This is a genomic window from Clostridium boliviensis (assembly GCF_033342255.1).
GTDB classification, from domain to species: Bacteria; Bacillota; Clostridia; order Lachnospirales; family Lachnospiraceae; genus Lacrimispora; species Lacrimispora boliviensis.
The window spans coordinates 123625-147851 of record NZ_JAWONS010000290.1; the positions used below are offsets into that span (position 1 = coordinate 123625).

Sequence of the window (24227 nt, forward strand, 5' to 3'; positions counted from 1 at the left end):
GCTCCTTCCCCCTAACAGGTGGCACCACCCACCAGATGCAGCTTTGCCTCCAAGATTTCCTGCTTCCTGTTTAAAATGTCATCGGAGAGGAGCTGCGCTTCCACGTTCGCAAACCCAATCCGTTCAATGGTATCTGCAAACCGCTCTCCGGTATGCCCCTGTTCCCGGAACAGAAGAATGGTTTTCTCAACTACAGACAGCACTTCCTCTTCGCTCTTAAAAATCCTGCCAAGAGCTTTGCCGTGGTTAATCTTTTTCCCCCATCTTCCTCCGATGTACACGAGAAATCCAGGTGTTCCCTCTTCAATCACATCAAAGGGGCATTTTCCAATGCATCGTCCGCAGTTATTGCAGATCTCCTGATCGATTTCAATCAAACCGTCGGAAAGCTTTGCCGCTTTCATGGGACATGTAGTTTCAACCTGGCATTTCTTGCAGCCGTTACACATATCTTCGTCCACACAGGGAATCATCTGACCGACAATACCAAGATCATTTAAATTGGGCTTTACGCAGTTATTGGGGCAGCCTCCTGTGGCAATCTTAAATTTGTGAGGCAGCTTTACCGTATGATAGCCCTTGTAGAACCGCTCATGAATCTTTTCCGACAGATCAAAGGTGTCATATAGTCCATACTGACAGGTGGTTCCCTTGCAGGATACGACCGGACGCACCACAGATCCGGTTCCTCCGGTTTCCAGTCCTGCTTCTGCCAGGCGGCTTCGAAATGACTCAATGTCATTGAAATGAATTCCTCTTACTTCCACCGTTAAACGGGATGTGAATTCCACGTCTCCGTTGCCGAACTTTCTTGCTGCCTCTGCAATAGCAGCGGTCTGATCTGCTGTTATCTTGCCATTTACAGTAATTACACGTCCGTTAAATAAATCAGTTCCCTTGTTATTTAAAAAACCCAGTGCTTTCACTTTCTTGATTTCATCTGGTTTTAATGTGCATGCCATAATTCCACCGCTCCTGTTTTGTTATTTATAAACTTTCCACTTCTGTAAAGGTAATTCCGCCTTCCAGCACCTTCGTATGTTTATAGCCGTAGTAATCCAGCCTGTTTTGAAGCAGATAGGCACGCTTTCCCCTGTTGCATACCAGAAGGATATGATCAGCCTTATCAAGACCTTCTACAGGTCCGTCTACCTCTGTTAATTCCACATGCATCGCTCCTGTAACAGAAGGAACCTGCCCGGCGTCCACCAGCTTATAACCTTCTCCCTTCCCACTTGCGAATTCCACAGGAGTCATGGATTTCAGATCACCGTTTAACTTATTAAGTAAAATATTTAAGGTATGTACAAATGGGTGGATAGCAGTAGAAAATGGAGGCGCATAAGCAAGATCCATATCTGCCAGATCATTTAAATCCGCCTTGCACATGATCGCAGTCACTGCCATATCCACAATTTTATCAACTGCCCCGCTGCCAACTGCCTGAATTCCCAGAAGGCGTAGAGTTTTTTTATCAGCGATCATTTTAATAATAAAATAGGAAGCACCTGGCATATAATGAGCCTTGTCATCCACCACCGCGATCACACTGACTGCATCAAACCCTTCCTCTAGGGCCTGGGCCTGCGTCAGTCCGGTTCTGCCGGCATTCAGTCCTGGAAGCTTACACACTGCCGTACCCAGAACACCACGGTATAAGCGCTCTTCTCCTGTAATATTCTGAGCAATGAGCCTTCCGCTGATATTGGCCGTTGATCCCATGGGGGACCATGCCGGTTTTCCTGTGATGGCATTTCTCACCATGGCACAGTCTCCTGCCCCATAGATATCCTTATCATTGGTTCTTCCCTGAGAATCAGTGATAATCGTTCCCTTAAACATCTCGATTCCGGTTCCCTCTAAGAATTCTGTATTGGGTCTGATTCCTGCACAGAAAACAACCATATCTGCTTTATAGGCACGTTTATCCGTAGCTACCTTCTCAACTTTTCCATCGCCCTCTAAAGCGGTTACCTTCACCCCTGTCACAACCGGAATTCCTGCATCAGCAATCTTTCGTTCCAGATAATCCGAAACCTCCGGATCAAAGCCGGGAAGAATCTGAGGCGCCATATCCACTACAAAAGGCCTGATCCCTTCCGCTGCCAGATTCTCTGCCAGTTCCAGACCAATATAGCCTGCACCAACCACAACAGCCTTCTTTATCCCTCCATTTACCGCAAGATCCTTAATCCGAATGGCATCCTCAGGCGTTCTCATGGTAAATACATTCTGAAGTTCGCTTCCCTCAACAGGCGGAATAACCGGACTTGCTCCTGTTGCAATTACAAGCTTATCATATTGGTAAACCTTTTCTTCTCCAGTCTCCAGATTAACTGCTGTCACAGTTTTCCCTTCACGGTCCACCTTTGTTGCCTCTGTCCGGATTAATACCTTTGCCCCTGTGAGTTTCTCAAACTTCTGAGGAGTATTGACAATCAGCTGGTCCTTTCCGGGAATCACATTTCCTATAAAGTACGGAAGTCCGCAGCCTGCATAAGAAATGTTTTCTCCTTTATTCAAAATGATCACTTCATTTTCTCTGTCTTCCCGCATAAGCTTTGCAGCTGCCTTTGTTCCTGCAGCAACACCGCCAAGTACAATCACCTTCATTGTTTTTCTCCTTATGGTTTATTTCTGAAAAATTGATTACTTATTATCAATATCATAACACTTGTTTTTTATACCGTAAAATAGTATTATCTAAAGCATGATATTGGTTTTTTCAATACCAGATGAAAGAGGGGAATAAAATGGCAACCTTAAAACAGCTGAGAACCTATATAGCGGTGGCGGAGACATTAAAAATGAGCGAGGCAGCCAAACGCCTCTATTTATCTCAGCCTACGGTAAGTCAGATAATTGCAGATCTGGAAAAAGAATATGAAACGACATTTTTTAAGAGATATCCCAGGCGGCTGGAGCTGACACCCATGGGAAAGCTTTTCTGGGACAGAGCCCTGAATGTATTAAACAGCTATGAGACGCTAAACCAGTCCATGAAAAACTCTGCTGTCATCCGTCCTCTGCGGGTCGGTGTCACCTTAACCATAGGAGATACTATGATCAGTGATATTATACAGAAACTGCAAAAAAGCCATCCGGACATCTCCTGTTCTGTCTATATAGAAAATACGAAGATACTGGAACACCGCCTGATTCACAATGAGCTTGATATCGCACTTGTAGAAGGCGTGATATTAAATAACAAGATTCATACAGAACCAATTATGGAAGACGAACTGCAGCTGATTTACAGCAAAGACCATCCTTTTTCCGGAAGAGATGTGATCAAAGCAGAGGATTTATACAACTGCGAATTTATTCTGCGGGAAATCGGAAGCGGAACACGCTCCATTTTTGAAAACCTCATGCAGACACACCACATTCCCTACTGTGTAAAATGGGAATCCTACAGCGGATCTGCCATTCTTGACGGCGTTGCCCGAAACCTTGGTGTTGGAGTCATCTCCACCCGCTATGTAAAAAACGCTGCCCGGTCTGATGTTCTCCATACCCGCCCTATTAAGGATATGCCCATGAACAGGTACTTTTATCTTTGCTATAATGTGTGTCACTCCTTTAACTCCCAGATGGCTGATTTCAAGGACACTGCAAAGTCCATGGAATAGTGAGCCGGCGGGAGTTTCCTGCTTTCTATGACGTGGGAATCATGATTTCCTATAATTCAACAATCTCTTTCATAACAAATAATTCTTTCCGCAGATCATTGGTTTCATCAAGCACAAACCCTTCTTTTAACTGATCTCCCACAATGGTATTGCCAATAATTAAAACATCGGCTTTATAAAAAAGAAGGTGATCCGGAAATGGCTTCACGTCGCAAGGTGCATAAATCACTTTCTGATGGTGATGTTGTTACAGACATCATGCTTCATTTTTTTTATAATACGAACATAAACAACCCACTCATGGAAAGAAGGATAAACAATGAATGCACAAACCCTTGTTGTTATAAAAGAAAACTGCCCCCAGAATCACCCCTGCCCCTCTGTCCGGATCTGTCCGGTTGGTGCCTTAAAGCAAAACGGGTTCCAGGCTCCCACAGTCGATATGGATGCCTGCATCCGCTGTGGAAAATGCACCAGATTTTGCCCAATGAATGCGCTGCGATTAGACTGCCACTTCCATGTCTGAAAATGTAGGGAAGCCGCAGTCAGATTCATTTAAATTTCCTTTAACATCTGTGCAGGATTTTCTGCCGCCTTTACCTTTCCCAATGTCTTTTGAATCAATCCCTGTTCATCAATTAAATACGTGGTCCGCACTACGCCCATGGTCTTTTTCCCTAGGTAATTTAATCTCCGAAATAATCAGCCCTGCCAGGGTAAGTAAAATACCCAGCACTGCAATACCTGTAATTGTTTCGTGAAGTATAAGGACTGAAGTGATGACCGTAATTACCGGTACCATATAAATATAAACACTGGTTTTCACAGCACCCAGTATTTTCAGCGCATAATTCCAGGATACGAAACAAATAGCGGAAGCACCAAGTCCAAGAAATAAGATATTAAATAAATTCACCGGCTTTATGATCTGGCTGATGTCCGGTTCAAACCCAACGATAAATAATACCGGTATCATAAATAACACCCCGTAAAAGAAAATTCTCCTTGTTACTAAAATGGTGTGATAGTGATACCCGCTGATTTTCTTTGTGAGAACGGAATAGATGGCCCATACGACTGCAGCCAATACTGCCAGTACGTCTCCCAATGGATTTAATTTCAGATTACTGCTCCCGTTAAAGCTGATGAGAAATATCCCCGCCACCGCCACTGCAAAACCGACAAAAAACTGGGCCCTCATTTTTTCTCCATCCAAAAATAAATGGGCGAATATCACAGTAAAGAACGGTGCAATGGATATAATGACTCCTACATTTGAAGCAAACGTATAGGTTAATGCTATATTTTCCAGCAGAAAGTAAAGAGTGATGCCGCATAATCCTGCTCCTGCAAAATACAGCTCCTGTTTCCTTTCCCTCACGTCCAGCCGATGTGGATATAACGCAAGCAGTACAAGATAACCGATTACAAACCTTATGAATAATATTTCAATGGGAGTAAATGCCTTTAAAAGTATTTTAGTAGATATAAATGTGGTCCCCCAGATAAAAATTGTAAACATTGCAAATAAATGTCCCTGAATCTCTTTTCTTCTTTCCATGAAAACCCTTTCTGTATTTCAGTCAGCTTTAAGCATCTTTAAATATTTTACTGTACTGTTTCGGTGTCAGTCCTATGTATCGTTTAAAAAAGTTGGAAAAATGGCTTTGATCACTGAATCCAGTCTGCATCGCTGCATCAACAGGCATTGCCCCCTGCTCCAGCAGCTTCTTAGCTCTGTCTATTCGTATCGTTTCCAGATAGCTGTAAGGAGAAATTCCCTTTTGCCTGGTAAATGACCGAAGCAGATAGTACTTACTCAGTCCTGTCATTTTACAAAGATCATTGAGGGAAATATTCTCCATATAATGAGTTTCCAGGAATTCACAAATCGTCCTCGCCTCCGTGCTTTGCTCTGTATTTTCTTTTTGCACATGACGTTTTGTGTGTTCTTCAACCAGCTGCCCCAGAAGGAAAAAGAATATCTCCTCTTTTTTAAAATCCGTTTCTTCCTCCATAATCATCTGATGAAGTTCCTTTAGTATGCCAACCAGTTCGCTATGAAAAATTACCTGCGGAGTAAAATAAGGCTGATATTCTTTTCCCGTTATTTCAAGCATTGCTCTTTTCATGATTTCAGGCTGGATATTAATACAGCGGTAATCAAACGCTTTTCCGTCAATTTGCTCACAGGCATGGTTATCCCGAGGATTAAACAGCAGTAAATCCCCTGGCTCTATGGTGTAATCCCTGTTTTTACAGTGTAAATACCGCTGGCCATTTTCAATAAAACCAATTACATAATAATCATGGAAATGGTTGGGAAACTTTTGCATGACACCTTGAAAGTGATAGGCCTCAACATTTAATTCCCCATCATATTTCACCGTCCGTATTTCCTGCTTCATAAACTGAGCCTCCTTTCTCCCCTGTCTAAAGCATAGTATAACATAGATAATGGTTTCTTTCTTGTATGATATTGCCTCTGACAGTAATAAAACACACCTGTTACCATAGATAAACCCACCTCTTGCATGAAACATATTTACAACGCTGTTGTTTTCAGATAGAATTAGCGCATATTATTAATCAGGCGCAGGCAGCTGATTATAAAGAACTGGAGGAATGATATCATTTTATTATGAAAATACAAATAGAAATTGATACGACTTTGCAGGAAAGTGAATTACGGATCCGCTGTCCGGAAATCAATGAGGAGATTACCCTGATTCAGAAAATGATTTCGGAACTGGATAACGGACAGAAGCAGATGGTTTTCTACCAGAATGATACGGAATTTTATTTTCATGTAAACAGAGTTCTGTTTTTTGAAACTGCCGACAAGGGAATCTTTGCCCATACAGCCGATGACGAATTTCTGGTAGATTATAAGCTCTATGAGCTGGAAGAACTTCTCCCCCCTTATTTTATGAGAATCTCAAAATCTACCATATTAAACACCACAAAGGTTTACAGCATTACACGCAGTCCCACCGCCTCCAGCAGGTTGGAATTTCAAAACTCCTATAAAAAGGTCTATGTATCAAGAAATTACTATAAGCTTTTAAAATGGAAGCTGGATCACCAGCACATGGAAAGATAAAAAAGAGAGGTAAAATCAATATGCAGAAAAACAGATTATTTTGGGGAATTATGTTTCTCCTGGCAGCCGCATTTGTAATAATCGGAAAGCTGGGCTATCTTGGAAGCTTCAGCCCGTTTTCCTTAGTCTTTACCGTATTTATGCTGGCCATCATCGCGAAAAGTATTCCACGTCTAAATTTTACGGGAATCTTATTTCCCATTGCATTTCTTTGCATCACCTATGACAAAGTTCTGAATATAGAGAGCCTGACTCCCTGGACAGTCCTTGCCGTAGCACTCCTTGGAAGCATCGGATTATCTTTGCTGTTTCATAGGAAAAACCATTACTGGTATTCTCATCATAACTGCAGCGGTTTTGATCACAATCCCCACGTAGAAATTATTGATGTTGAAGACAATGACCATATAAAACAAAGCACCCGTTTTGGATCCAGCACAAAATATATTAACACGGATAATTTTAAACAGGCTGATCTAGAATGCAGCTTTGGCTCCATACAGGTTTATTTTAATAAAGCACATGTGGAAACAGAAGCCATTGTCCGTATTGACGGCAGCTTCTGCGGTATCGAACTTTATGTTCCAAAGGAATGGCGGGTGGAAAACCAGATCGAAGCCATAGTCGGTGGAGTGAGCGAGAAAGGAAGAGGGAATATCAGCAGCGATACGGCTCCTGTTTTAAAACTGGTAGGCGCGCTTAATTTCGCAGGGGTGGAAATCATTTATATCTGATGACAAAATGGGCTTCAGTCTATTATGACTGAAGCCCATATAATTTTATCCTTAACCTTTCAGCAATCCATGAACTTCGCATAAATCATTCTTTAGCAGTTCAACCAAATCAAAGCTTACAGTAAGACCATCATAATTCAACATCTTTCCATAAAGAACATCATCTAACCCAAGCAATATTTTAATGCATTCCACTGCCTGTAAGGAACCGATCACACCAACCACCGCTCCCAGTACAGGACCTGGCCGTTTCAGCTTTGTGTTGCCATAGCCAATGCATTCCAGACAGGGATATTCCCTTTTTACTGACATAACAAAACCATAAAAACCGTATACGCCGCCCTCAACCAAAGGAATATCCTGTTTTATACATTCCCTGTTCACAATTAATCTTGTTTCTACATTATCAACACAATCAATTACTACATCTGCGCGATCGATTAATTGCCCAATATTCTCTTCGTCTATCCTTACAGAAACAGGATTGATTGTGATTTGAGAGTTTAAGCTGCTCAAGACATCTCCTGCCAGCACTGCTTTATTCATTCCCATATCTTTTTCATGGTAAAGGAATTGTCTGTTTAAGTTGGATTCTGACACTGTATCATAATCAATCAGCGTTATTGTTCCGATTCCAGCACATGCCAGATAAGTAAGAACCGGTGAGGCAAGACCTCCTGCACCAATCACTGTGACTTTTGAATTTTTTAAGGTATTCTGACCCTTTTCACCGATTTCCTTCATCAAAACCTGACGTTCATATCTCATAATCAGCCTCCTCCTACCGGCGGAAACAATGCCAGAACATCCTCATCCTTTACAGACGCATCTAATTTGGAATGTCTTCCGTTAATTAAGCAGATTGCCACCTCTTCATGAGGGATATGAAAATAGTCTGTTACCTGAGCAGCTGTCTGAAACTGACCGGCATCCAGGAAGCTGATCTTTTCCCTGCCTTCACGGAATGTTGCAAATAATCTTACTTCTATCATCATAACCTCCATTATTAATTTTCAGAGTTTTATGCTGTCATATTCTCCATTATATAAATACAGGAAGGATTTTATAAATGAAGCATCGCTTGCACTTAAAATCCTTCCTGCATATGTTCGTGATACGATAAACTTTATTACATACTGTTATCCGTATAAAATTATAAGCCCAGACGTACTAATGTTTCCTCGGTCGGGAATGCATTTTCCCAGCCGCGCACTTTATAATATTCCGGTAATGTAATTTTAAGCTGGCTTACCTGGCCTTTTGACGGACCATCCGTAATCGGCTCTTCTGTCAGACGTTTGGGAAGTCTGTCATCTTCCGGCTTCATACCCGCCGCTTTGTTAAACAACCGTTCAATATTATAGATCCGCTCTCCTACTGTTAAAAGTTCCTCAGCTGTATAGTTGGTTCCTGTGCCGGCATTTAACATGGCAGCATATTCAGGCGCTCCCAATGCAAATGAGGTAAATAAGCAAAGTCCCATAGAGTCAATTACAGCGGTCAGATCCTGGAAAATCTTTGTCCACATTGCCTTGCCTTCAATCTCAGTACGGTCTAACTGTTCCGGTAAACCAAGAATCTCCGGTGAGATTAAATAACCTCTGACATGACAGCCTCCCCGGTTACTTGTTGCATAGGTGATGCCAATTCCCTGAATGGCACGAGCATCGTATGCAGGCATCTCCTGCTTCTTAACACTCATGGAAAGTTCAGGGTGACCATAATACTCACATAAGCGGTAAGAACCCTGAGCCATCAGCTTCGCTAACGGTATTTCTCCCTCGCCCATCCGTTTTGTCCACTCTATGATTGCCTCAGTATTGCCCCACTTTAAGGGTACGCCTTCACATTCTTCTTCCTTAATCAGACCCTTTTCATATAATTCCATGGCTGCTGCTATGGTACATGGGGTAGAAATAGCATCTAATCCATATTCATTACACCAATAGTTTGCTGTGTTAATCGCATTTAAATCATTAATTCCACAGTTTCCTCCATATGCCCATAATGGTTCATATTCCGGTCCTCCGGCAACCTTGCCCTCAACATTAATGACACGTCCGCAGCCGATGGGGCATCTATGGCAGAAACTTTGTTTCACAAGATACTGATCCTTTAAGCTTTCACCGGAAGTATCGTCCGCTTCCTCATAATAGGAGCCCTGCCAGTTTCTGGTAGGAAATGCACCTGTATTATTAATAATATTAACAAGTACAGCTGTTCCGTAAGTCGGCAAACCGCCTCCGGTTACACCATTCTCTTTGATTGCTTTTAAACTTCCTTTTGTCACTTCCTGTAAAGCTTCCGGATTATAAGATTCTATCGATGATTTTGTTGCGGTAGCCGTAATCGCTTTTAAATTCTTTGAACCCATAACTGCGCCGACACCGCTTCTGCCTGCTGCACGGTCTTTATCATTCATAATTGCAGCTAATAAGGATAATTTTTCACCTGCCGGTCCGATATTTAAAACCGAGCATTTCTCATGTACTTTTTTTAATTTCTCATCGATTTCTTCACTCATCATGCCAACATATTCATCTGCGGGCAGAATCTCTATCTGATCGTCTACAATATTGATATAAACTGGTGTCTTTGCCTTTCCTTCCACTATGATGGCATCCCACCCTGCATATTTGAGCTTTGCGCCCCATACACCACCAGAGTTAGAGCTTGCAATCATACCGGTTAACGGTGACTTCGTTACAACCATATAACGACCGGAAGTCGGTGTCTTGGTTCCAGTCATAGCACCTGTTATATAGATTAATTTGTTGTCTTCCGACAAAGGATCAACTGTCGCAATTCCTTCATCATATAGCATCTTGGTTCCGAGACCACGGCCTCCGATAAACTTCCTGGCCATATCCATATTGAGTTCTTCAACCTTGATCTCTCCAGTCGATAAATTAATACGAGCTATTTTTCCATTGTACGCTGTCTGCATAATAACACCTTTCCTTTCATTGTTTAAAATAAACTGTAACGAAATAGAAAAGGAGTCCTTTCCAAACGCGGGAGGCACTAATTCTTAGGTTAGTACCCATTGGTTTTATCTGCTCAAGATAAAACTCGGATCCTTATATTTATTGTACATTATTGATTCAAAAAATGCAATTAGTATTTTATTTGTTGCTTTTTCAACATACTTTTTCGTGTTTTTTATCATATTTTGTAACAATATTTTTATATTTTAAGCCTTTTGGTCTGACTGCCAAATCGGAGCACCAGCTTGTATTTTTCCTGATTTTTTGACTTTTCCAAAACTTGTCCCCAACGTTAATTCACATGGATGATACGTCTGCCTCAATATGCATTCGGGAAAACACCGCTTGGCATATGGTCCTATTTCTATAGCCGCATGATCTGTAACCAGAATATCGCCTTCGCGCAGCAGCGTATAATCAATCCCCTTTGTCACTATATTTTCCTGAAACTTATGGAAGCATAACCCCTCTGATTCCTGTTTGCTTATCCACTGTTTAGAATTTGACGAAATGAGAGCGATCTGCCTGTCTCCTCCCAAAGCATGGCAATCCTCTTTAATTCCTTTTCCCTCTAATAGCTCTATGAACGGTACGCTCTCAAAAGGCTGACCCTTTTTTCTTTGTATCTTAAGTGATTCTACATATCCTGACTGCAATCTGATACCTCTTTATTCTTGTAAATTTTCATCTAAAAAAAATACAGTTCCCGCCTCTTTATATTGGTAACCTCCAATCTCATCCAGACGTTTATGAAGCTCTTTACTCTTTAATACCTGGATAAATGATTGGATTTCAGGAAGCTTAAGATTTTTAACCGAAACAGCGAAATCATATTCCTCCTGTCCGATTTCAATAAAATCAAGCTGCATTGCTTTTGCAGCCGCAAATATCCCCATAGCTGCATCTGCACTGTCCCCGGCAACAAGAGCCGCTACCGCCATATGAGTGGCTGCCTCTCTGTCGTATCCAGATATTTCAGAGGAATCAATGCCTGCCTGCTTCAGCTTATAATCAAACAATACTCTTGTTCCTGCACCTCTTTGCCGATTCACAAACCTGCAGTGTTTTAAGTCAGCTATTTCTTTAATATTTAATGGATTTCCTTTTTGTACAATGATCCCCTGAATACGCCGGACACCTTTAATCAAGGCCATGGGTTCTTCAAACATTCTTTTTATATAAGGTGTATTATATATGCCAGTGGCTTCATCCAGAAGGTGGACAGGTACGATATGCGCCTCACCTCTTTTTAGTGCCATTAAACCTCCCATACTTCCAATATGGGTGCTGGACAAATATACACCCGGATAATGTAAAGCCATCAGATCAGCGGCCAGATCAAGAAGCAGATCATGACTTCCGATACACACAACCGTATGCCGGATCTCCTGCAGGCTTCTGTACAATTCTACTCTGACCGGTTCTCCAGCTTCGATTCCCTCACAATTCTGATCAATGACACAGAAACCATCGGCACGCACCAGACTCATGGCTGCTCCTGCTCCTCTTGCAAGAGGGGATGCTACCAGTTTATCGCCCACCTGTCCCACCTTAACCCTTACATATTCTTTATGCTTTAAAGAAGAAATCATTCTCTTTGACAGCACTGCTTCTGCCACATGATTATCATAGTAGGTTTCTCCGGTTAACAATGCCATCACCGGTTTTACAAAATTTTCAAAATCAATATATGCAGAGACTGGATAGCCGGGAAGACCGATGACAGGCTTCCCTTTTACGACAGCCAGTATCACCGGTTTTCCCGGCTTGATTGCAACTCCATGCACAAGCACATCTCCCAGCTCCCTTAAAATGTGTACGGTATAATCTTCTGTTCCCGCACTGGAGCCTGCATTTATAATTACCATATCGTAGTTGTCCAGTGCTTCTGAAACTGCAGCTTTGATTTTATTGTAGTCATCCGGGGTAGGAGGAAAACGGTGAGCGATTCCGCCGTAAGAGGTTACCATTGCCTCAAACATTCTGGAATTAGATTCAATAATTTCTCCTGCTTCCGGCGTTTTGGTCGGTTCTATAATTTCAGTTCCCGTAGGAAAGATAGCTGTTTTCGGCTGCTTCACCACCATGATTTTAATAATTCCGCCTGAAAATAATACACCAATGTCAATGGGGCGTATTTTATGCATGCTGGGTAAGAGCATCTCTCCAGCTACTATATCCTCTCCAATCGGTCTGATATGCTGCCAGGCAGTCGCTGCCTCCAGAATTTTAACCGTTCGTTCGTCAATTTCAATTACGTCCTCTGCCATGATTACTGCATCATAAGGGAAATTAACAGGATCCCCGGTATCAACCACAATGAAATCCTTGTCCTTCTCTAAAACAAGAGGCGTCCTCTCTGAGGCGCCCTTTGACTTTTCTGTTATTACCGCTATTCCATCCATGGCTGCAGCATTAAAAAGAGGGGACGAGCACCTTGCATAAACAGCCTCTTTTGTTATCCGGCCCAAACATTTTTCTACCGGTATCTCCTCATACTGCATTTTTACTATTTCTTTCAGTGCATTTTTATAAATGTCCAGTGCTTCATTTACAGGTGTATTATTTAAATAGAGATTTCTTTTTCCCATAACCTTTATGCCTTTCTCTTTTATCCGGTTGTCACAGCTTACATGGAATTTTATATATAAAACACTTCAACAATTTCGTCTTTTTTTAAGCCTTCTTTATTCTCCTCAATTAAAATATAGCCATCTGCTCTTGTCAGGGTAGTAATAAGGCCAGACTTTCCGAAAATCGGTTCTGCATAGAATCCGTTTTCCTGTTTTATAAGCTTAACAAGCTGACAGGTCATTTTTCCTGGTGCTCCTGCTAAATTCGATGTTATGCGGGCAAACAAAGAGCTGTCTGCAGGCTGACAGGTCATATGTCTCCACACCCATATGACCAACAGTTCAAAAACCAGCATGGCTGCTACCGGATGACCAGGCAGTCCTGTTAAAAGCGTGCAGCTGTTCTCATCATATCCTACAATCGTTGGCTTTCCCGGCTTTAATGCTAATCCATGAATAAAAGAGCCCTCACTCGCAGCTTCGTCAATAATCTGATTGGTGGCATCCTTTTTTCCTTTGGAGCTGCCGCCTGATATGACAACCACATCACTTACCTGCATTGCCTGCATCACGGCCTCTTTTAATTGCTGTTCGTTATCCTTTTGAACCACTTTATTCAGAACCGTAAGTCCATGTTTTTGCGCCTGGGCATAAAGTGAATAGGAATTAATATCTCTTACTTCTCCCGGTGACGGTGTGATATGGGGGGAAACCAGCTCATCTCCAGTTGATATTATGGTTATTTCCCACGGTTTAAAAACGAGAACCTCTGTAATCCCCAGGCTTGCCATAGCTCCTATTTCCTGCGGACGGATTCTGGTCCCTTTTTTAATGACTATTTCTCCCTGATCTATATCTTCACCGGCTAAGACTACATTCTTCCCATACGACACCGGATTATAAATGGCAATATTACTGCCGCCGAAGGCTTCACAGTATTCAATCATTACCACGGCATCTGCTCCCGGCGGAATCATTCCGCCTGTCGGCACATAAGCACATTCTCCGGCATGAATCTCTTTTTTTGCCGGACACCCCATATTAATTTCATCCACGCATTCCAAAAAAACGGGCAGACTCTCAGAAGACCCGGCGGTGTCACCGGACCTAACAGCATAACCGTCTACTGTGGACCGGTTAAAGGCCGGTACCGGTTCCTGAGAAACAATATCCCCCGCTAATATATATCCCTGCGCCTCAAGCAGTTTTTTGTATACAGTCTGAATCCCCTTCTTCTGCATAACACGGACCGACTTATCTCTTGCTGAAGCAATGGTATCTACTTTTAATAATTTCATTCTTATCTTTGCCTTTCCAGATTCAGTTTCCAATCAAATATTTTGACATATACTGCCTGATAACAGGGTTGTCAGCATTTTGTAAGAGCTCTTCCGGAGTTCCTGATGTAAGAATGCTTCCTGCGTCCATAAAATGGATACATTCACAAAGCTTATAAATATGTGTCAGCTGATGGCTTACAATAATCCATGTCACAGGATTCTTTAACTGAATATCAGAAATTATCTGCTCGAACAGTACAACACTGTCCGGATCCATATTCGCCATGGTCTCATCGATAAAAACCACCTTTGGTTCAAAGATCAATGCTCTTGCTAATGAAAGCTTCTGCCGTTCTCCGCTGGAGAGGCTTGGCGCATATTGCTTTTCTTTGCCGGAAAGCCCGCACCTGTCGATCCATTCCATGATTGTTTCTTTTTTAACTGCCTGCTTCCTTATCTTCAATGGATATGTGAGATTATTATATACCGTATCATGAAGCATATAGGGTCTTGGCACTGTAATCACAATATCCCTCTTCGTTAATGTACCAAAATCCATAATCCCCGTATCGGGCTTTAGCAGCCCCGTCATCAGCTTAATCAGTGTAGACTTGCCACTTCCATTATTTCCTATGACACCATGTATTATTTTCTCTTCCAGACATAAATCATTAATATTTAACTGAAAGTCACCTATTTTTTTTTCCAGCTTAATTATTTTCAACATTCTCTTCGTACCTTCTGAGAAAATCCACAAAACATTGGATTATAAAAGAGATTACAAGCAGAACCAATCCCAAAGTAACCGCTTCGCCAAAATCACCTTTATTTCTCATTAATGATATTGCAGTTGTCATTGTCCTTGTCTTATACTTTATATTTCCGCCTACAATCATCACAGCACCAACTTCACTGATGGAACGTCCGAAACCGGTTATAAGGATAAAATAGATGTCATTTTTCATTTCCTTTATCACAAGCAGAAATGTCTGCCACCGGTCAGCACCCATGCTTATTGCGAAGTTTCTTATCTGAGGCGCCATATTTTTACAGGATGTGTAAACCATCCCGCTGATAATTGGGGCAATAATTACTGTCTGTGCAATAACCATCGCCGGAAATGTGAATAATAACTCCCATCTGCCCAAGGGCCCTCTTCTCATTAAAAGCAGATAAACAGCTAAACCCACGACCACGGGCGGAAATCCCATTAAAGTACGGTTTATTCTGATAATCACCTTTTTTCCGAAGAAGTCAACCCGTTCCAGGAACATACCAAACGGGACACCAAGTAAGGCAGAGATAAAAGTAGAGACGATCCCCAATTTCATTGTCAGTAGGATAATATCTATGATTTCCTTATTTATTTCAATGCCCATACTTGTCCAAAACTGCATTCATGCAGACTCCTCTTTATTTATTTGCTGCCGCGTTAGGAGTAAATAAAGATTCTCCATACTCTTTTACACCAAAATCTCCGATGAGCTTCTGGGTATCATCTGAAAGTATCCAGTTAATGAAATCCTGGGCACCTTCCGCATTGATTTTTGAACTCTTTTCCGGATTTACCGCGATTACACCATAATAATTGAGAAGCTGTTTATCCTTTTCACATATAATATCCATGTCTGTCTTTGATTTAGTGGCTAACCAGGTCGCCCTGTCTGAAAGCGTATAGGCTTTTTTTTCTTCTGCCATCAGCAGGGTAGCTCCCATACCCTGACCTGCACTGATATAATTTGGATTATCTGCAGGCGTTATATTCAGATTTTTCCAGATAGAGAGTTCCTTTGTGTGGGTACCGGATTCATCCCCCCTGGTTACAAAGGCATCCTTATTATCAAATATGGTCCGAAAAGTCGCCTGTGCATCACTATTATTTTCTATTTCACCCTTCGGTCCCACAACTACAAAATCATTATACATAACATCAAAACGTTTTAACCCATGACCGGCTTCGATATAAGCTTCTTCCTTTGCCTTGGCATGCACAAGCAGAACATCCGCTTCTCCGTTCTCGCCCATCTTTAAGGCTTCACCTGTACCAACTGCTATAGTATCCACTTCCCAGCCTGTTTTTTTAGTAAAATCCGGAAGTAATTCATCTAACAGACCCGAATCCTGTGTGCTGGTAGTTGTTGCCAGAATTATCTTTCCCTTCCTGGTTGTTTTTGATACTGAAGTTTCAGTTGAAGTGTTTTTTGTGCTGCTCTCTGTTGTGCCCTCCGTTTTTTGGGAATCGCTCTGCTTTTTAGCATTGCTGCAGGACGATAAGGCTGTGATTAATATAATGCAGGAAAAAATTAAAATAATTTTATTTTTCATTCTTTATATGCCTTTCTTCTTACCTTGCACAATTATTAGCAGTTCCAATCAGGATCTTCAGACCATGATCAAGTTCAGTAATTACATAGGTAAGGCATTCTTCCACGGCTTTCGGACTGCCTGGCAGATTCAGTATTAATGTGGATTTTCGGATACCGCAGGCAGCTCTTGACAGCATGGACCGCTTTGTCATCTGCATGCTATAAGCGCGCATTGCTTCCGGTATTCCGGGAACCATTCGTTCAACGACTTTTTGGGTAGCCTCCGGCATGCAGTCTCTTTGAGAGAAACCGGTTCCACCTGTGGTTAATATAAGATCTGCTGTATGATTGTCACAGATATATTTCATCTCATCACATAACATAGTCATATCATCAGGAAGAATCGTCTGGTGAACCACTTCATAACCATATTCCTTTACAATTCTGCAAATAACAGGTCCGCTTATATCCTCTCTTTCTCCTGCAAATCCGGAATCGCTGGAGGTTATCACCGCCACCCGTAATTTATCAGTTTCCGGTTTTCCCGGCGCCGCTTCCAATACGACCATATCATCCCCTTCCCGAATGATTCCACCTGATAATACACGGGCAAACACGCCCTCTCTTGGCATAATGCAATCTCCCATTTTGTGATAGATCTCACATCCGGTATGGCATTCTTTTCCAATCTGGGTAAGCTCTAAAAGAACGTCATTGCATTGAAATCTGGTGCCTACCGGCAGGGAACGAAAATCAATTCCATCAACGATAAGATTTTCACCAAATGCACCTTCTGCCACTTCTGCTCCCCGGTTCTTAAATGCTTCAATTTTATCATTGGACAGAAGGCTGACCTGTCTGTGCCACTTTCCTGCATGAGCATCTCCTTTCATTCCGTATTCCTTTATAAATTCTGCCGAATGAACATTTTTCTTTTGTGTACCTTTTTTTTCACTGATGCAGACTGCGATTATTTTTCCCATAAGTATTCTTTTCTTATCCTCCTATTTTTGACATACCATCGAGTTCATATGTTCCCTGAGGATTGTCCCCTTTAAAGTTGTGGCTGACCGGCTTTTCATAAATCGTCTGTTCAATCATCTGTTCCAGAAAAGAATCCTCTTTATTGCCTCTTAAAACTGCTTTTAAGTCTGTTCCATGCTCGTATTGCAGGCAGGTTTTTAAATAGCCATCGGAAGTAAGCCTTACCCGGTTGCATTCATTACAGAATTTGTGGGAAATCGCACTGATAAAACCAATTTTCCCTTCAAAACCAGTTATTGAATAATAATGGGCCGGTCCGTTTCCAAGAACAGTATCAACTGGTACTAATGGACCATAGGCTTCTTTCAGAATTGCAATGATGTCCTCTTCACTATAATATGAATAGTTTTTTCCAAGCCCGATGGGCATCATTTCTATAAAACGGACACCAAGTCTGGAATTCTTAGCCAGACCGGCGATCTTTATAATATCTTCCTTGTCTGTATCAAGAACCGGAACACAATTTATCTTTACTTTTAGTTTCTGATAATCAAGTGCATCCCGTATTGCCGAAAGCACATCATTTAAAGCATCTTTTCTTGTGATCTGCTCATATTTTGAAGGATTCAGCGTATCCAGACTGATATTAACCCCATCTAATCCGGCTGCTGCAAGATCAGGAAGATATTTTCCCAGTAACAGACCATTGGTTGTTAAGGTAACGTTTTTCATTCCAACCTGTGTTTTCATCTGTCCCACGAGAGACGCAATATCTTTTCTTACCAGCGGCTCGCCCCCTGTTATCTTTACTTTATCAATACCTGACTTTAAAAAGCATCTGCAGAGCCTGAGAATCTCATCATAAGTCAGGATTTCTTCATGAGGTAAAGATGGAACGCCTTCCTCCGGCATACAATAAATACAGCGAAGATTGCATCTGTCTGTGACTGAAATCCGAATATAATCAATCTTTCTATCCCATCTGTCAATCATCGCATGTCCTTTCCGTTGAAAATATCTCCGCTTTTTCCTCCGCTCTTTTTCTCAAGAAAAATATCTGTTATCTCCATATTCTTATCAATTGCTTTGCACATATCATAAACTGTAAGCAGAGTTACCGTTACTCCGGTGAGAGCTTCCATCTCAACGCCGGTTTTTCCTTCTGACTTAACCAGGCAGATCGCTTTAATACTCCCTGTTTCCCTGCTTACTTCAAAATCTATCTGACATTTGTTTATAGCAAGCGGATGACACATAGGGATAAGAGAAGAGGTGTTTTTTACCGCCATGATTCCTGCTACCCTGGCTACCCCAAGAACATCTCCCTTTTTCACGGTATGATTTAAAACGGCCTCCATAACCTCAGAATTAACAATGATCTTACCTTTTGCAACTGCTGTACGTACAGTGATATCCTTCTTTGATACATCAACCATAACCGCATTGCCATGATCATCAAAGTGTGTCCATTCTCCCATAATATTACCACCTCATCTTCTGGAATTTTAAAATAGCTGTGAATTAGTAAAATTTCAAACGCTGACCGATATCGGACATCACTAAAAGTGTATCACTTATAACCCAAAATAAAATATGCAATTTATTAAATAAATATATATTATAACGACTATTTTGTCAATAATTATTATTTTATGTGTCGCTTACTTGTTTTTTTTGTCACATATTGCTAATTTTATAACAATCAATCGTAAATATACAGCCCCTTACTTCTTCAATTTGACCTATACTGCATACTTTGATTATACTACGAAAGACAGCCTGTTGGTAACCTGCTTTTAAAATAGCGGAAAAGGAAAAGAAAAAGCCGCTGCCATACAGGTGATTCAGTGCCCATATTGCAACGGTTTTACTTTTTAACTGTTATACTGTTTATACTGTTATACTCATTTTTTTAATTCATACATTTTTTCTATCTGATCTGCTGCGTCCTTCAAATAATCACAGGAAAATCGTTCAAACTCTCCCTTATCCACCAGGCTTGCAAGCGCTGGATCAATGGGTATTCTCCCCAGTATATCAACGCCTGTTTCTTTTGCTATTTCACCCAGTTTGCTCTGTCCGAATATGGGGATTTCTTTTCCGCAATCCGGGCACTTTACATAACTCATGTTTTCCACGTATCCAAGAACGGGTATATTCATTAATTTAGCCATGTTATAAGCTTTTTTCACAATCATGGAAACCAGATCCTGGGGTGAGGAAACAATCACGATTCCGTCCAGCGGAATAGACTGAAATACTGTTAAAGGAACATCGCCGGTTCCGGGCGGCATATCAATCAGAAGATAGTCTAATTCCTCCCATACAACCTCTGTCCAGAACTGCTTTACTGTACCGGCAAGAATAGGGCCTCTCCATACTACAGGAGAATCTTCTTTATCCAGCAGCAGATTTACTGACATTATTTTTATGTTATTTACTGTTAATTCCGGAAGTATTCCCAGTTCGTTTGCGGAGGCTTTTCTGGTTATTCCAAACATTCTTGGAATGGAGGGGCCGGTAACATCTGCATCTAAAATTCCCACGCGGTATCCTTTTCTATTTAACAGGACTGCTAACATTGCTGTTACAAATGATTTTCCTACGCCGCCTTTTCCGCTCACAACACCAATTACATTTTTTATGGAACTGTACTGGTTTAACTGTTCCAGCATACTTTCTTTGCTGTGTTCACATCCTTCACAGGATTCCCTGGTACAACTGCTGTCTGAACAACCCTTTGAATTATCGCTCATATTCTCTGCTCCTTATTATTGTTTCAAAATTATATTACCTGAATCTTAGAAAAATCAATACTTCCATCTTCATTAAGTAAATTCTCATTCGCATGAACATATTCGACTTTTCCGACAAACATCTCATGAGAACCGGTTACAATGGAATCAACCACGGTACACTCAATATTGACAGGGCAGTCTGCTAAGATAGGAGCATTCACAACTTTTCCATTTTCTATCCTTACGTTCTTATCCTTTAGTTTGTCCGCATCCCTCATACTTACTCTTCCAAGGTAATCAAATACTTCCTGATAATCTTTCTCTGCAATGTTTACCACAAAACACCCGGATTCCTTAATCATTTTATAAGAGTATCTGGTTGGTACAATGCCTACCATTACCATTGGCGGTGCATAGCTGCAATTCCCACAATAAGCCACAGCCAAAGCGTTATTCTCTCCATTTAATCCCCGGCAGGAAACCAAAACCCTGGGTGCAGGCCAAAGCGAACCCTTTTTATCTGCTTCCTTCTTGATCATGATGAATTCTCCTTTTCATTTGTTTTTTGATCTTATGCCCATTAAAACATTTTAATCCCATTTTGAGCATATGTCAATATCTGCCAAAAAAGTGCCTGACTGCAGCAGCTATGCACTGTGCATTCAGACACTTTTGTTTTTTAATAATCAATATCCCGGTGACGCCAGCAGTTCTTTCGGCAAAACTTATTCCTGCAGCCAGCCTGGCAAATTACATTGACAGAACCACAATCCGGGCATACATACGCTCCGCTCTTAATCGCATCCAGGTTCTCAAAGCTTTCTTTCCACTCTTTCCCGCAGTCCTTGCAGATAATCGGGCAGATATTCCGTGTGAAATTACCTCCTTCGATCCGGATCATCTTCCCATGTATCAGACTGTCCGCCACCTTCTCCCTGGCAGAAAGTAAAATACGCTGAAAGGTGGGTCTTGAAACTTCCATTCTCTGTGCGCACTCTCCCTGCTCCAGACCCTCTAAATCTTTCAGCCGGATTGCTTCCAGTTCCTCTAATTTCAAAATGTTTTCAGACAGCTGTTCTACTTCTGTTTCTGAGGGAACAAAATACGGAACGACTGGAACGTGCTCTATTTTTCTCCATTTTGTTGGTCTTGCCATTGAATCACCATTCTTTCACACCCGTTTACAGGCTTAATCCTTTACCTATAATAATATCGGATTTCTTGTAAATGTCAATAAATGAATCAAGACCGGAAGCGGACATGACATAAAAAGTGTATCAGCTTTCTCCTGTCTTTTTTGCTGTGGCTATATAAAAATAATCATTAAAATCCATAATTTGGATATCATTAAAACCGGTTCGTTGAAGATTTTTTTTCAATACGTCTTTATCTAAACGATGATCAGCGGGCGGTCCGAAATCACTGTCTTTCTTAATCCATTCAACAATAACAATGCGTCCCCCAGAAAACAGGATACGGTTTGCTTCCTTTAAAAATTTTTCCCGCATCTTCACTTCATGCATGACGGTGCATAAAAAAGCAACATCAACGCTTTCATCTTCTAAAACCAGTTTATATTCCTGTGTAACAACGGTGCGGATATTTTTAATATTTTGCTCCAGCATTCCCGATTCCACGTCATCAAGCATCTCTTTTTCAATGTCCAGCGCATAAACAATTCCTTCATCCCCCACTGCCCCGGACAGTGGAAATGTGAAAAATCCAATCCCACAGCCAATGTCTGCAACAATTTCCCCGGGGGGAATACCAATTGCAGAAAGAATCTTATCTGCAGGCAGTACTTCTCTGCGTTTTGGACTGTTTAATTTACTTTTATTTATTACCTTAAATTTATGTGTCATAATTTTTCTCCAATCGAAATAGTATGGTCTTTGTTCAAAAATACTTGTTCAAACTCTTCTTTATGTACCGGTTTACCCAGAAGGAATCCCTGGAACATGTCACACTCCATATCCTTTAATATGTTTAGCTGATCCTCATATTCTATTCCTTCTGCTATAACTTTAAGCTGAAATCCATGTGCCAGATGAATGATATTTTCCAGAAGTATTTTGTCCTTTTCATTGTAGCTGACAGAATCAATAAATGACTTATCAATCTTTATAATATCTATCGGCAATGTCTTTAAATAATTTAAGGAGGAATATCCAGTGCCAAAATCATCCATACTCACTTTGAGCCCATAGGATTTCAGCAAAGCGATATTTTCAACCGCCTTTTGAAAATCTTCTATTACCATTGACTCTGTAATTTCAAATTCCAGATATTCTGCCGGTACATGCAGCAATTCAATTTGTTCTATTAAATTTAGGATTAGCTTCCTGCTTGTGATGTGTTGGGAGGTTATGTTAATGGAAATGATAAAATCACGTTCACCCTTATCAATCCAGGAAAGAATATCTTTGCATACTTCTTCCAGAATCAGATCCGTAATTGCCACTATCAGCCCATTTTTTTCTGCAAATACAATAAATTCTGATGGCGGCACTACGGTCCCGTCTGCCCTCACCCATCGGGCCAGTGCCTCTGCACCTGTAAGCTGTCCGTTTTGGGAATATTTTGCCTGGTAGTAGGCTTTAAACTCCTTCTGCCTGATTCCATCTTTTATTTCCTTCTTCTTAATCGTTTCCTCATAAAGGTTCATACTCATATTTTTATCATAAAACGTATAGCTGCTTTTGCCAAGTTTTTTTGACATATACATGGCATCATCGCTGCAATTATATAAGGTCTGAAAATTTGTTCCGTGTTCTGGCATCAGTGCAATCCCCAGACTTGCGCTCACATAGTCTACTTTACTTCCATTTACATAAAACGGATCAGCAAATAAACCCAGTATTCTCTTTGCTATCAGCTCAGTCTGGGCCTGATCGCGGGCGGATTTAATAAAGAACAGAAACTCATCCCCACCAATATGGCACACACAGTCCTGCTCTCCAATCGCATGTTCAAATCTCTCCCCTGCCAGCTTTAATAATTCGTCACCTGCCAGGTGGCCCAGTGTATCATTGACAGCCTTGAAATCATCCATATCCAGACTGATTAATGCCGCAAACTCTTTGTCCTGAGAGATCTCATTGATTAAATTGTTCATCATATAATTTTTATTGGGCAGACCTGTTGTACAGCTATAGAAAGCATAATTATTAATTTTCTTAAATATTCTTGATACCAGAAGCACAATAAGCCCGAAGAGCAAAATCATGCTGATGTTTATAAATGCAATTTTGCTTATAAACAACTGTATGTTTTCATTCTCCGGACTGATATTTAATTTTTTCAACAGATTCATGATAATAAACGATACAGAGACAAACTCTGCCATCGCAACAATAATCAATAATAGCAATACCATCTGAATTGGTAAATCTTTTAATATTAAGTTTAACTTCTTCTTAAACAGCATCATACTATACGCCAATCCCGTTTTATTTTAATTCTGATTCCGTAGTTCCCTGTTAAGCGTATATAACAAAAGACAGAGTTTAAACCTCTGTCTTTTCATTATCTACTGCAGCATTGATAAAAGCGTCTGTTTGGATTGGACACCCACTGTGCTTTTTACCACTTTTCCTTCTTTCATCACCACTAACGTTGGAATGCTCATAACCTTGAATGCCTGAGCCAGCTCCTGCTCCTCATCTACGTTAATCTTTCCTACTCTGGCTGCATCAGCTGTCTCTTTTGCGACCTGCTCCACAACGGGACCTACCATTTTGCATGGTCCGCACCAGGAGGCCCAGAAGTCCAGTAATATTGGTTTATCTGACTGCATTACCTCTTTTTCAAAATTGTCCTTGGTTATTTTTAATACACTCATCGTATATGCTCCTTTCCATAAATACCAAACATGTTCTTGATGATGTTAT

At 41.1% G+C, this 24227-nt stretch carries 27 protein-coding genes and 1 riboswitch; of the genes, 4 read left to right on the forward strand and 23 right to left on the reverse strand.

Translation table 11 applies throughout. The features are described 5' to 3' along the window. Positions 1–11 precede the first annotated feature (11 nt). Together RZO55_RS20930 and RZO55_RS20935 are read right to left on the reverse strand one after the other, a co-directional pair. Positions 12–962: a ferredoxin-like domain-containing protein gene (locus RZO55_RS20930; RefSeq protein WP_318066209.1), complete on the reverse strand. Its 951-nt coding sequence runs from the start codon at positions 960–962 to the stop codon at positions 12–14. A 25-nt stretch (positions 963–987) separates the two neighbouring features. Continuing rightward, positions 988–2613 (reverse strand): FAD-dependent oxidoreductase, encoded by a 1626-nt coding sequence (locus tag RZO55_RS20935; protein WP_318066210.1) that lies wholly within the window; start codon positions 2611–2613, stop codon positions 988–990. 140 nt (positions 2614–2753) lie between these two features. Between RZO55_RS20935 and RZO55_RS20940 the strand changes: the two genes are divergently transcribed. Further along, the gene (locus tag RZO55_RS20940; protein ID WP_318066211.1) at positions 2754–3632 is read left to right on the forward strand and encodes a LysR family transcriptional regulator; all 879 of its coding nucleotides are present in this window, start codon (positions 2754–2756) and stop codon (positions 3630–3632) included. Between the two features lie 49 nt (positions 3633–3681). On the opposite strand, the gene RZO55_RS20945 is transcribed toward RZO55_RS20940, so the two are convergent. Continuing rightward, complete coding sequence (locus RZO55_RS20945; RefSeq protein ID WP_318066212.1) at positions 3682–3840, reverse strand: hypothetical protein; 159 nt, start codon at positions 3838–3840, stop codon at positions 3682–3684. Positions 3841–3951: 111 nt separating this feature from the next. Between RZO55_RS20945 and RZO55_RS20950 the strand changes: the two genes are divergently transcribed. Next, on the forward strand, positions 3952–4158 hold the full coding sequence (locus tag RZO55_RS20950) for a 4Fe-4S binding protein (protein ID WP_318066213.1): 207 nt from the start codon (positions 3952–3954) through the stop codon (positions 4156–4158). Between the two features lie 108 nt (positions 4159–4266). Here RZO55_RS20950 and RZO55_RS20960 read toward each other — a convergent pair whose 3' ends face one another. After that, positions 4267–5193, reverse strand: a complete 927-nt coding sequence (locus tag RZO55_RS20960) for a DMT family transporter (RefSeq protein ID WP_318066214.1) — start codon at positions 5191–5193, stop codon at positions 4267–4269. Positions 5194–5221: 28 nt separating this feature from the next. Further along, positions 5222–6040, reverse strand: a complete 819-nt coding sequence (locus tag RZO55_RS20965) for an AraC family ligand binding domain-containing protein (protein ID WP_318066215.1) — start codon at positions 6038–6040, stop codon at positions 5222–5224. A gap of 233 nt (positions 6041–6273) precedes the next feature. On the opposite strand from RZO55_RS20965, the gene RZO55_RS20970 reads away from it, so the two are divergent. Together RZO55_RS20970 and RZO55_RS20975 are read left to right on the forward strand one after the other, a co-directional pair. Further along, positions 6274–6735, forward strand: a complete 462-nt coding sequence (locus tag RZO55_RS20970; RefSeq protein ID WP_318066216.1) for a LytTR family DNA-binding domain-containing protein — start codon at positions 6274–6276, stop codon at positions 6733–6735. A gap of 20 nt (positions 6736–6755) precedes the next feature. Then, positions 6756–7469, forward strand: coding sequence for a LiaF transmembrane domain-containing protein (locus tag RZO55_RS20975; RefSeq protein WP_318066217.1), 714 nt, complete (start codon positions 6756–6758; stop codon positions 7467–7469). Positions 7470–7520: 51 nt separating this feature from the next. Here RZO55_RS20975 and RZO55_RS20980 read toward each other — a convergent pair whose 3' ends face one another. The 18 genes from RZO55_RS20980 to trxA form a co-directional block, all read right to left on the reverse strand. Next, entirely contained in the window at positions 7521–8237 is a 717-nt protein-coding gene (locus RZO55_RS20980) for a HesA/MoeB/ThiF family protein (RefSeq protein WP_318066218.1), read from the reverse strand. Positions 8238–8239: 2 nt separating this feature from the next. Beyond that, a complete protein-coding gene (locus tag RZO55_RS20985) occupies positions 8240–8464 on the reverse strand; it encodes a MoaD/ThiS family protein (protein ID WP_318066219.1) in 225 nt (74 codons plus the stop codon). A 158-nt stretch (positions 8465–8622) separates the two neighbouring features. Further along, entirely contained in the window at positions 8623–10416 is a 1794-nt protein-coding gene (locus tag RZO55_RS20990; RefSeq protein ID WP_318066220.1) for an aldehyde ferredoxin oxidoreductase family protein, read from the reverse strand. A 38-nt stretch (positions 10417–10454) separates the two neighbouring features. After that, positions 10455–10559, reverse strand: a riboswitch (molybdenum cofactor riboswitch). A 103-nt stretch (positions 10560–10662) separates the two neighbouring features. Continuing rightward, the gene (locus tag RZO55_RS20995) at positions 10663–11112 is read right to left on the reverse strand and encodes an MOSC domain-containing protein (protein ID WP_318066221.1); all 450 of its coding nucleotides are present in this window, start codon (positions 11110–11112) and stop codon (positions 10663–10665) included. 12 nt (positions 11113–11124) lie between these two features. Further along, a complete protein-coding gene (locus RZO55_RS21000) occupies positions 11125–13047 on the reverse strand; it encodes a molybdopterin biosynthesis protein (protein ID WP_318066222.1) in 1923 nt (640 codons plus the stop codon). Positions 13048–13097: 50 nt separating this feature from the next. Continuing rightward, positions 13098–14327: a molybdopterin molybdotransferase MoeA gene (locus tag RZO55_RS21005; RefSeq protein ID WP_318066223.1), complete on the reverse strand. Its 1230-nt coding sequence runs from the start codon at positions 14325–14327 to the stop codon at positions 13098–13100. A gap of 22 nt (positions 14328–14349) precedes the next feature. Beyond that, a complete protein-coding gene (locus tag RZO55_RS21010) occupies positions 14350–15036 on the reverse strand; it encodes an ATP-binding cassette domain-containing protein (protein ID WP_318066224.1) in 687 nt (228 codons plus the stop codon). Continuing rightward, entirely contained in the window at positions 15020–15706 is a 687-nt protein-coding gene (locus RZO55_RS21015; protein WP_318066225.1) for an ABC transporter permease, read from the reverse strand. Before RZO55_RS21015 ends, RZO55_RS21010 begins: the two co-directional genes overlap by 17 nt. A 16-nt stretch (positions 15707–15722) precedes the next feature. Beyond that, positions 15723–16634: an ABC transporter substrate-binding protein gene (locus RZO55_RS21020; protein ID WP_318066226.1), complete on the reverse strand. Its 912-nt coding sequence runs from the start codon at positions 16632–16634 to the stop codon at positions 15723–15725. Positions 16635–16653: 19 nt separating this feature from the next. After that, positions 16654–17598: a molybdenum cofactor synthesis domain-containing protein gene (locus RZO55_RS21025; RefSeq protein ID WP_318066227.1), complete on the reverse strand. Its 945-nt coding sequence runs from the start codon at positions 17596–17598 to the stop codon at positions 16654–16656. 13 nt (positions 17599–17611) lie between these two features. Continuing rightward, positions 17612–18592 carry a GTP 3',8-cyclase MoaA gene (gene moaA / locus RZO55_RS21030; protein WP_318066228.1) on the reverse strand — a complete coding sequence of 327 codons (981 nt, stop codon included), beginning with the start codon at positions 18590–18592 and terminating at the stop codon, positions 17612–17614. Beyond that, positions 18589–19080 (reverse strand): cyclic pyranopterin monophosphate synthase MoaC, encoded by a 492-nt coding sequence (moaC, locus tag RZO55_RS21035; protein WP_439100069.1) that lies wholly within the window; start codon positions 19078–19080, stop codon positions 18589–18591. Before moaC ends, moaA begins: the two co-directional genes overlap by 4 nt. Before the next feature lie 423 nt (positions 19081–19503). After that, positions 19504–20355 (reverse strand): P-loop NTPase, encoded by an 852-nt coding sequence (locus RZO55_RS21040; RefSeq protein WP_318066230.1) that lies wholly within the window; start codon positions 20353–20355, stop codon positions 19504–19506. A gap of 29 nt (positions 20356–20384) precedes the next feature. Further along, positions 20385–20876: a flavin reductase family protein gene (locus tag RZO55_RS21045; protein WP_318066231.1), complete on the reverse strand. Its 492-nt coding sequence runs from the start codon at positions 20874–20876 to the stop codon at positions 20385–20387. A gap of 140 nt (positions 20877–21016) precedes the next feature. Continuing rightward, on the reverse strand, positions 21017–21493 hold the full coding sequence (locus RZO55_RS21050) for a DUF134 domain-containing protein (protein ID WP_318066232.1): 477 nt from the start codon (positions 21491–21493) through the stop codon (positions 21017–21019). A 121-nt stretch (positions 21494–21614) separates the two neighbouring features. Next, positions 21615–22199: a class I SAM-dependent methyltransferase gene (locus tag RZO55_RS21055; protein ID WP_318066233.1), complete on the reverse strand. Its 585-nt coding sequence runs from the start codon at positions 22197–22199 to the stop codon at positions 21615–21617. Next, positions 22196–23767, reverse strand: coding sequence for a putative bifunctional diguanylate cyclase/phosphodiesterase (locus RZO55_RS21060; protein ID WP_318066234.1), 1572 nt, complete (start codon positions 23765–23767; stop codon positions 22196–22198). The genes RZO55_RS21055 and RZO55_RS21060 overlap by 4 nt, the downstream gene beginning before the upstream one ends. A gap of 99 nt (positions 23768–23866) precedes the next feature. After that, on the reverse strand, positions 23867–24178 hold the full coding sequence (trxA, locus tag RZO55_RS21065) for a thioredoxin (RefSeq protein WP_318066235.1): 312 nt from the start codon (positions 24176–24178) through the stop codon (positions 23867–23869). Positions 24179–24227: the final 49 nt, after the last annotated feature.

Excerpts from the sequence above, each read along its gene's own strand:
- RZO55_RS20990 (WP_318066220.1), bottom strand. The coding sequence starts at position 10,416 with ATGCAGACAGCGTACAATGGAAAAATAGCTCGTATTAATTTATCGACT.
- RZO55_RS21015 (WP_318066225.1), bottom strand. The coding sequence starts at position 15,706 with ATGCAGTTTTGGACAAGTATGGGCATTGAAATAAATAAGGAAATCATA.
- RZO55_RS20985 (WP_318066219.1), bottom strand. The coding sequence starts at position 8,464 with ATGATGATAGAAGTAAGATTATTTGCAACATTCCGTGAAGGCAGGGAA.
- RZO55_RS20980 (WP_318066218.1), bottom strand. The coding sequence starts at position 8,237 with ATGAGATATGAACGTCAGGTTTTGATGAAGGAAATCGGTGAAAAGGGT.
- RZO55_RS21060 (WP_318066234.1), bottom strand. The coding sequence starts at position 23,767 with ATGATGCTGTTTAAGAAGAAGTTAAACTTAATATTAAAAGATTTACCA.
- RZO55_RS20975 (WP_318066217.1), top strand. The coding sequence starts at position 6,756 with ATGCAGAAAAACAGATTATTTTGGGGAATTATGTTTCTCCTGGCAGCC.
- RZO55_RS20950 (WP_318066213.1), top strand. The coding sequence starts at position 3,952 with ATGAATGCACAAACCCTTGTTGTTATAAAAGAAAACTGCCCCCAGAAT.
- RZO55_RS21020 (WP_318066226.1), bottom strand. The coding sequence starts at position 16,634 with ATGAAAAATAAAATTATTTTAATTTTTTCCTGCATTATATTAATCACA.
- RZO55_RS20970 (WP_318066216.1), top strand. The coding sequence starts at position 6,274 with ATGAAAATACAAATAGAAATTGATACGACTTTGCAGGAAAGTGAATTA.
- RZO55_RS21050 (WP_318066232.1), bottom strand. The coding sequence starts at position 21,493 with ATGGCAAGACCAACAAAATGGAGAAAAATAGAGCACGTTCCAGTCGTT.
- RZO55_RS21000 (WP_318066222.1), bottom strand. The coding sequence starts at position 13,047 with ATGGGAAAAAGAAATCTCTATTTAAATAATACACCTGTAAATGAAGCA.
- RZO55_RS21025 (WP_318066227.1), bottom strand. The coding sequence starts at position 17,598 with ATGGGAAAAATAATCGCAGTCTGCATCAGTGAAAAAAAAGGTACACAA.
- RZO55_RS20965 (WP_318066215.1), bottom strand. The coding sequence starts at position 6,040 with ATGAAGCAGGAAATACGGACGGTGAAATATGATGGGGAATTAAATGTT.
- RZO55_RS21045 (WP_318066231.1), bottom strand. The coding sequence starts at position 20,876 with ATGATCAAGAAGGAAGCAGATAAAAAGGGTTCGCTTTGGCCTGCACCC.
- moaA (WP_318066228.1), bottom strand. The coding sequence starts at position 18,592 with ATGATTGACAGATGGGATAGAAAGATTGATTATATTCGGATTTCAGTC.
- RZO55_RS21010 (WP_318066224.1), bottom strand. The coding sequence starts at position 15,036 with ATGTTGAAAATAATTAAGCTGGAAAAAAAAATAGGTGACTTTCAGTTA.
- RZO55_RS20930 (WP_318066209.1), bottom strand. The coding sequence starts at position 962 with ATGGCATGCACATTAAAACCAGATGAAATCAAGAAAGTGAAAGCACTG.
- trxA (WP_318066235.1), bottom strand. The coding sequence starts at position 24,178 with ATGAGTGTATTAAAAATAACCAAGGACAATTTTGAAAAAGAGGTAATG.
- RZO55_RS20940 (WP_318066211.1), top strand. The coding sequence starts at position 2,754 with ATGGCAACCTTAAAACAGCTGAGAACCTATATAGCGGTGGCGGAGACA.
- RZO55_RS20935 (WP_318066210.1), bottom strand. The coding sequence starts at position 2,613 with ATGAAGGTGATTGTACTTGGCGGTGTTGCTGCAGGAACAAAGGCAGCT.
- RZO55_RS21040 (WP_318066230.1), bottom strand. The coding sequence starts at position 20,355 with ATGAGCGATAATTCAAAGGGTTGTTCAGACAGCAGTTGTACCAGGGAA.
- RZO55_RS21005 (WP_318066223.1), bottom strand. The coding sequence starts at position 14,327 with ATGAAATTATTAAAAGTAGATACCATTGCTTCAGCAAGAGATAAGTCG.
- RZO55_RS20960 (WP_318066214.1), bottom strand. The coding sequence starts at position 5,193 with ATGGAAAGAAGAAAAGAGATTCAGGGACATTTATTTGCAATGTTTACA.
- RZO55_RS21055 (WP_318066233.1), bottom strand. The coding sequence starts at position 22,199 with ATGACACATAAATTTAAGGTAATAAATAAAAGTAAATTAAACAGTCCA.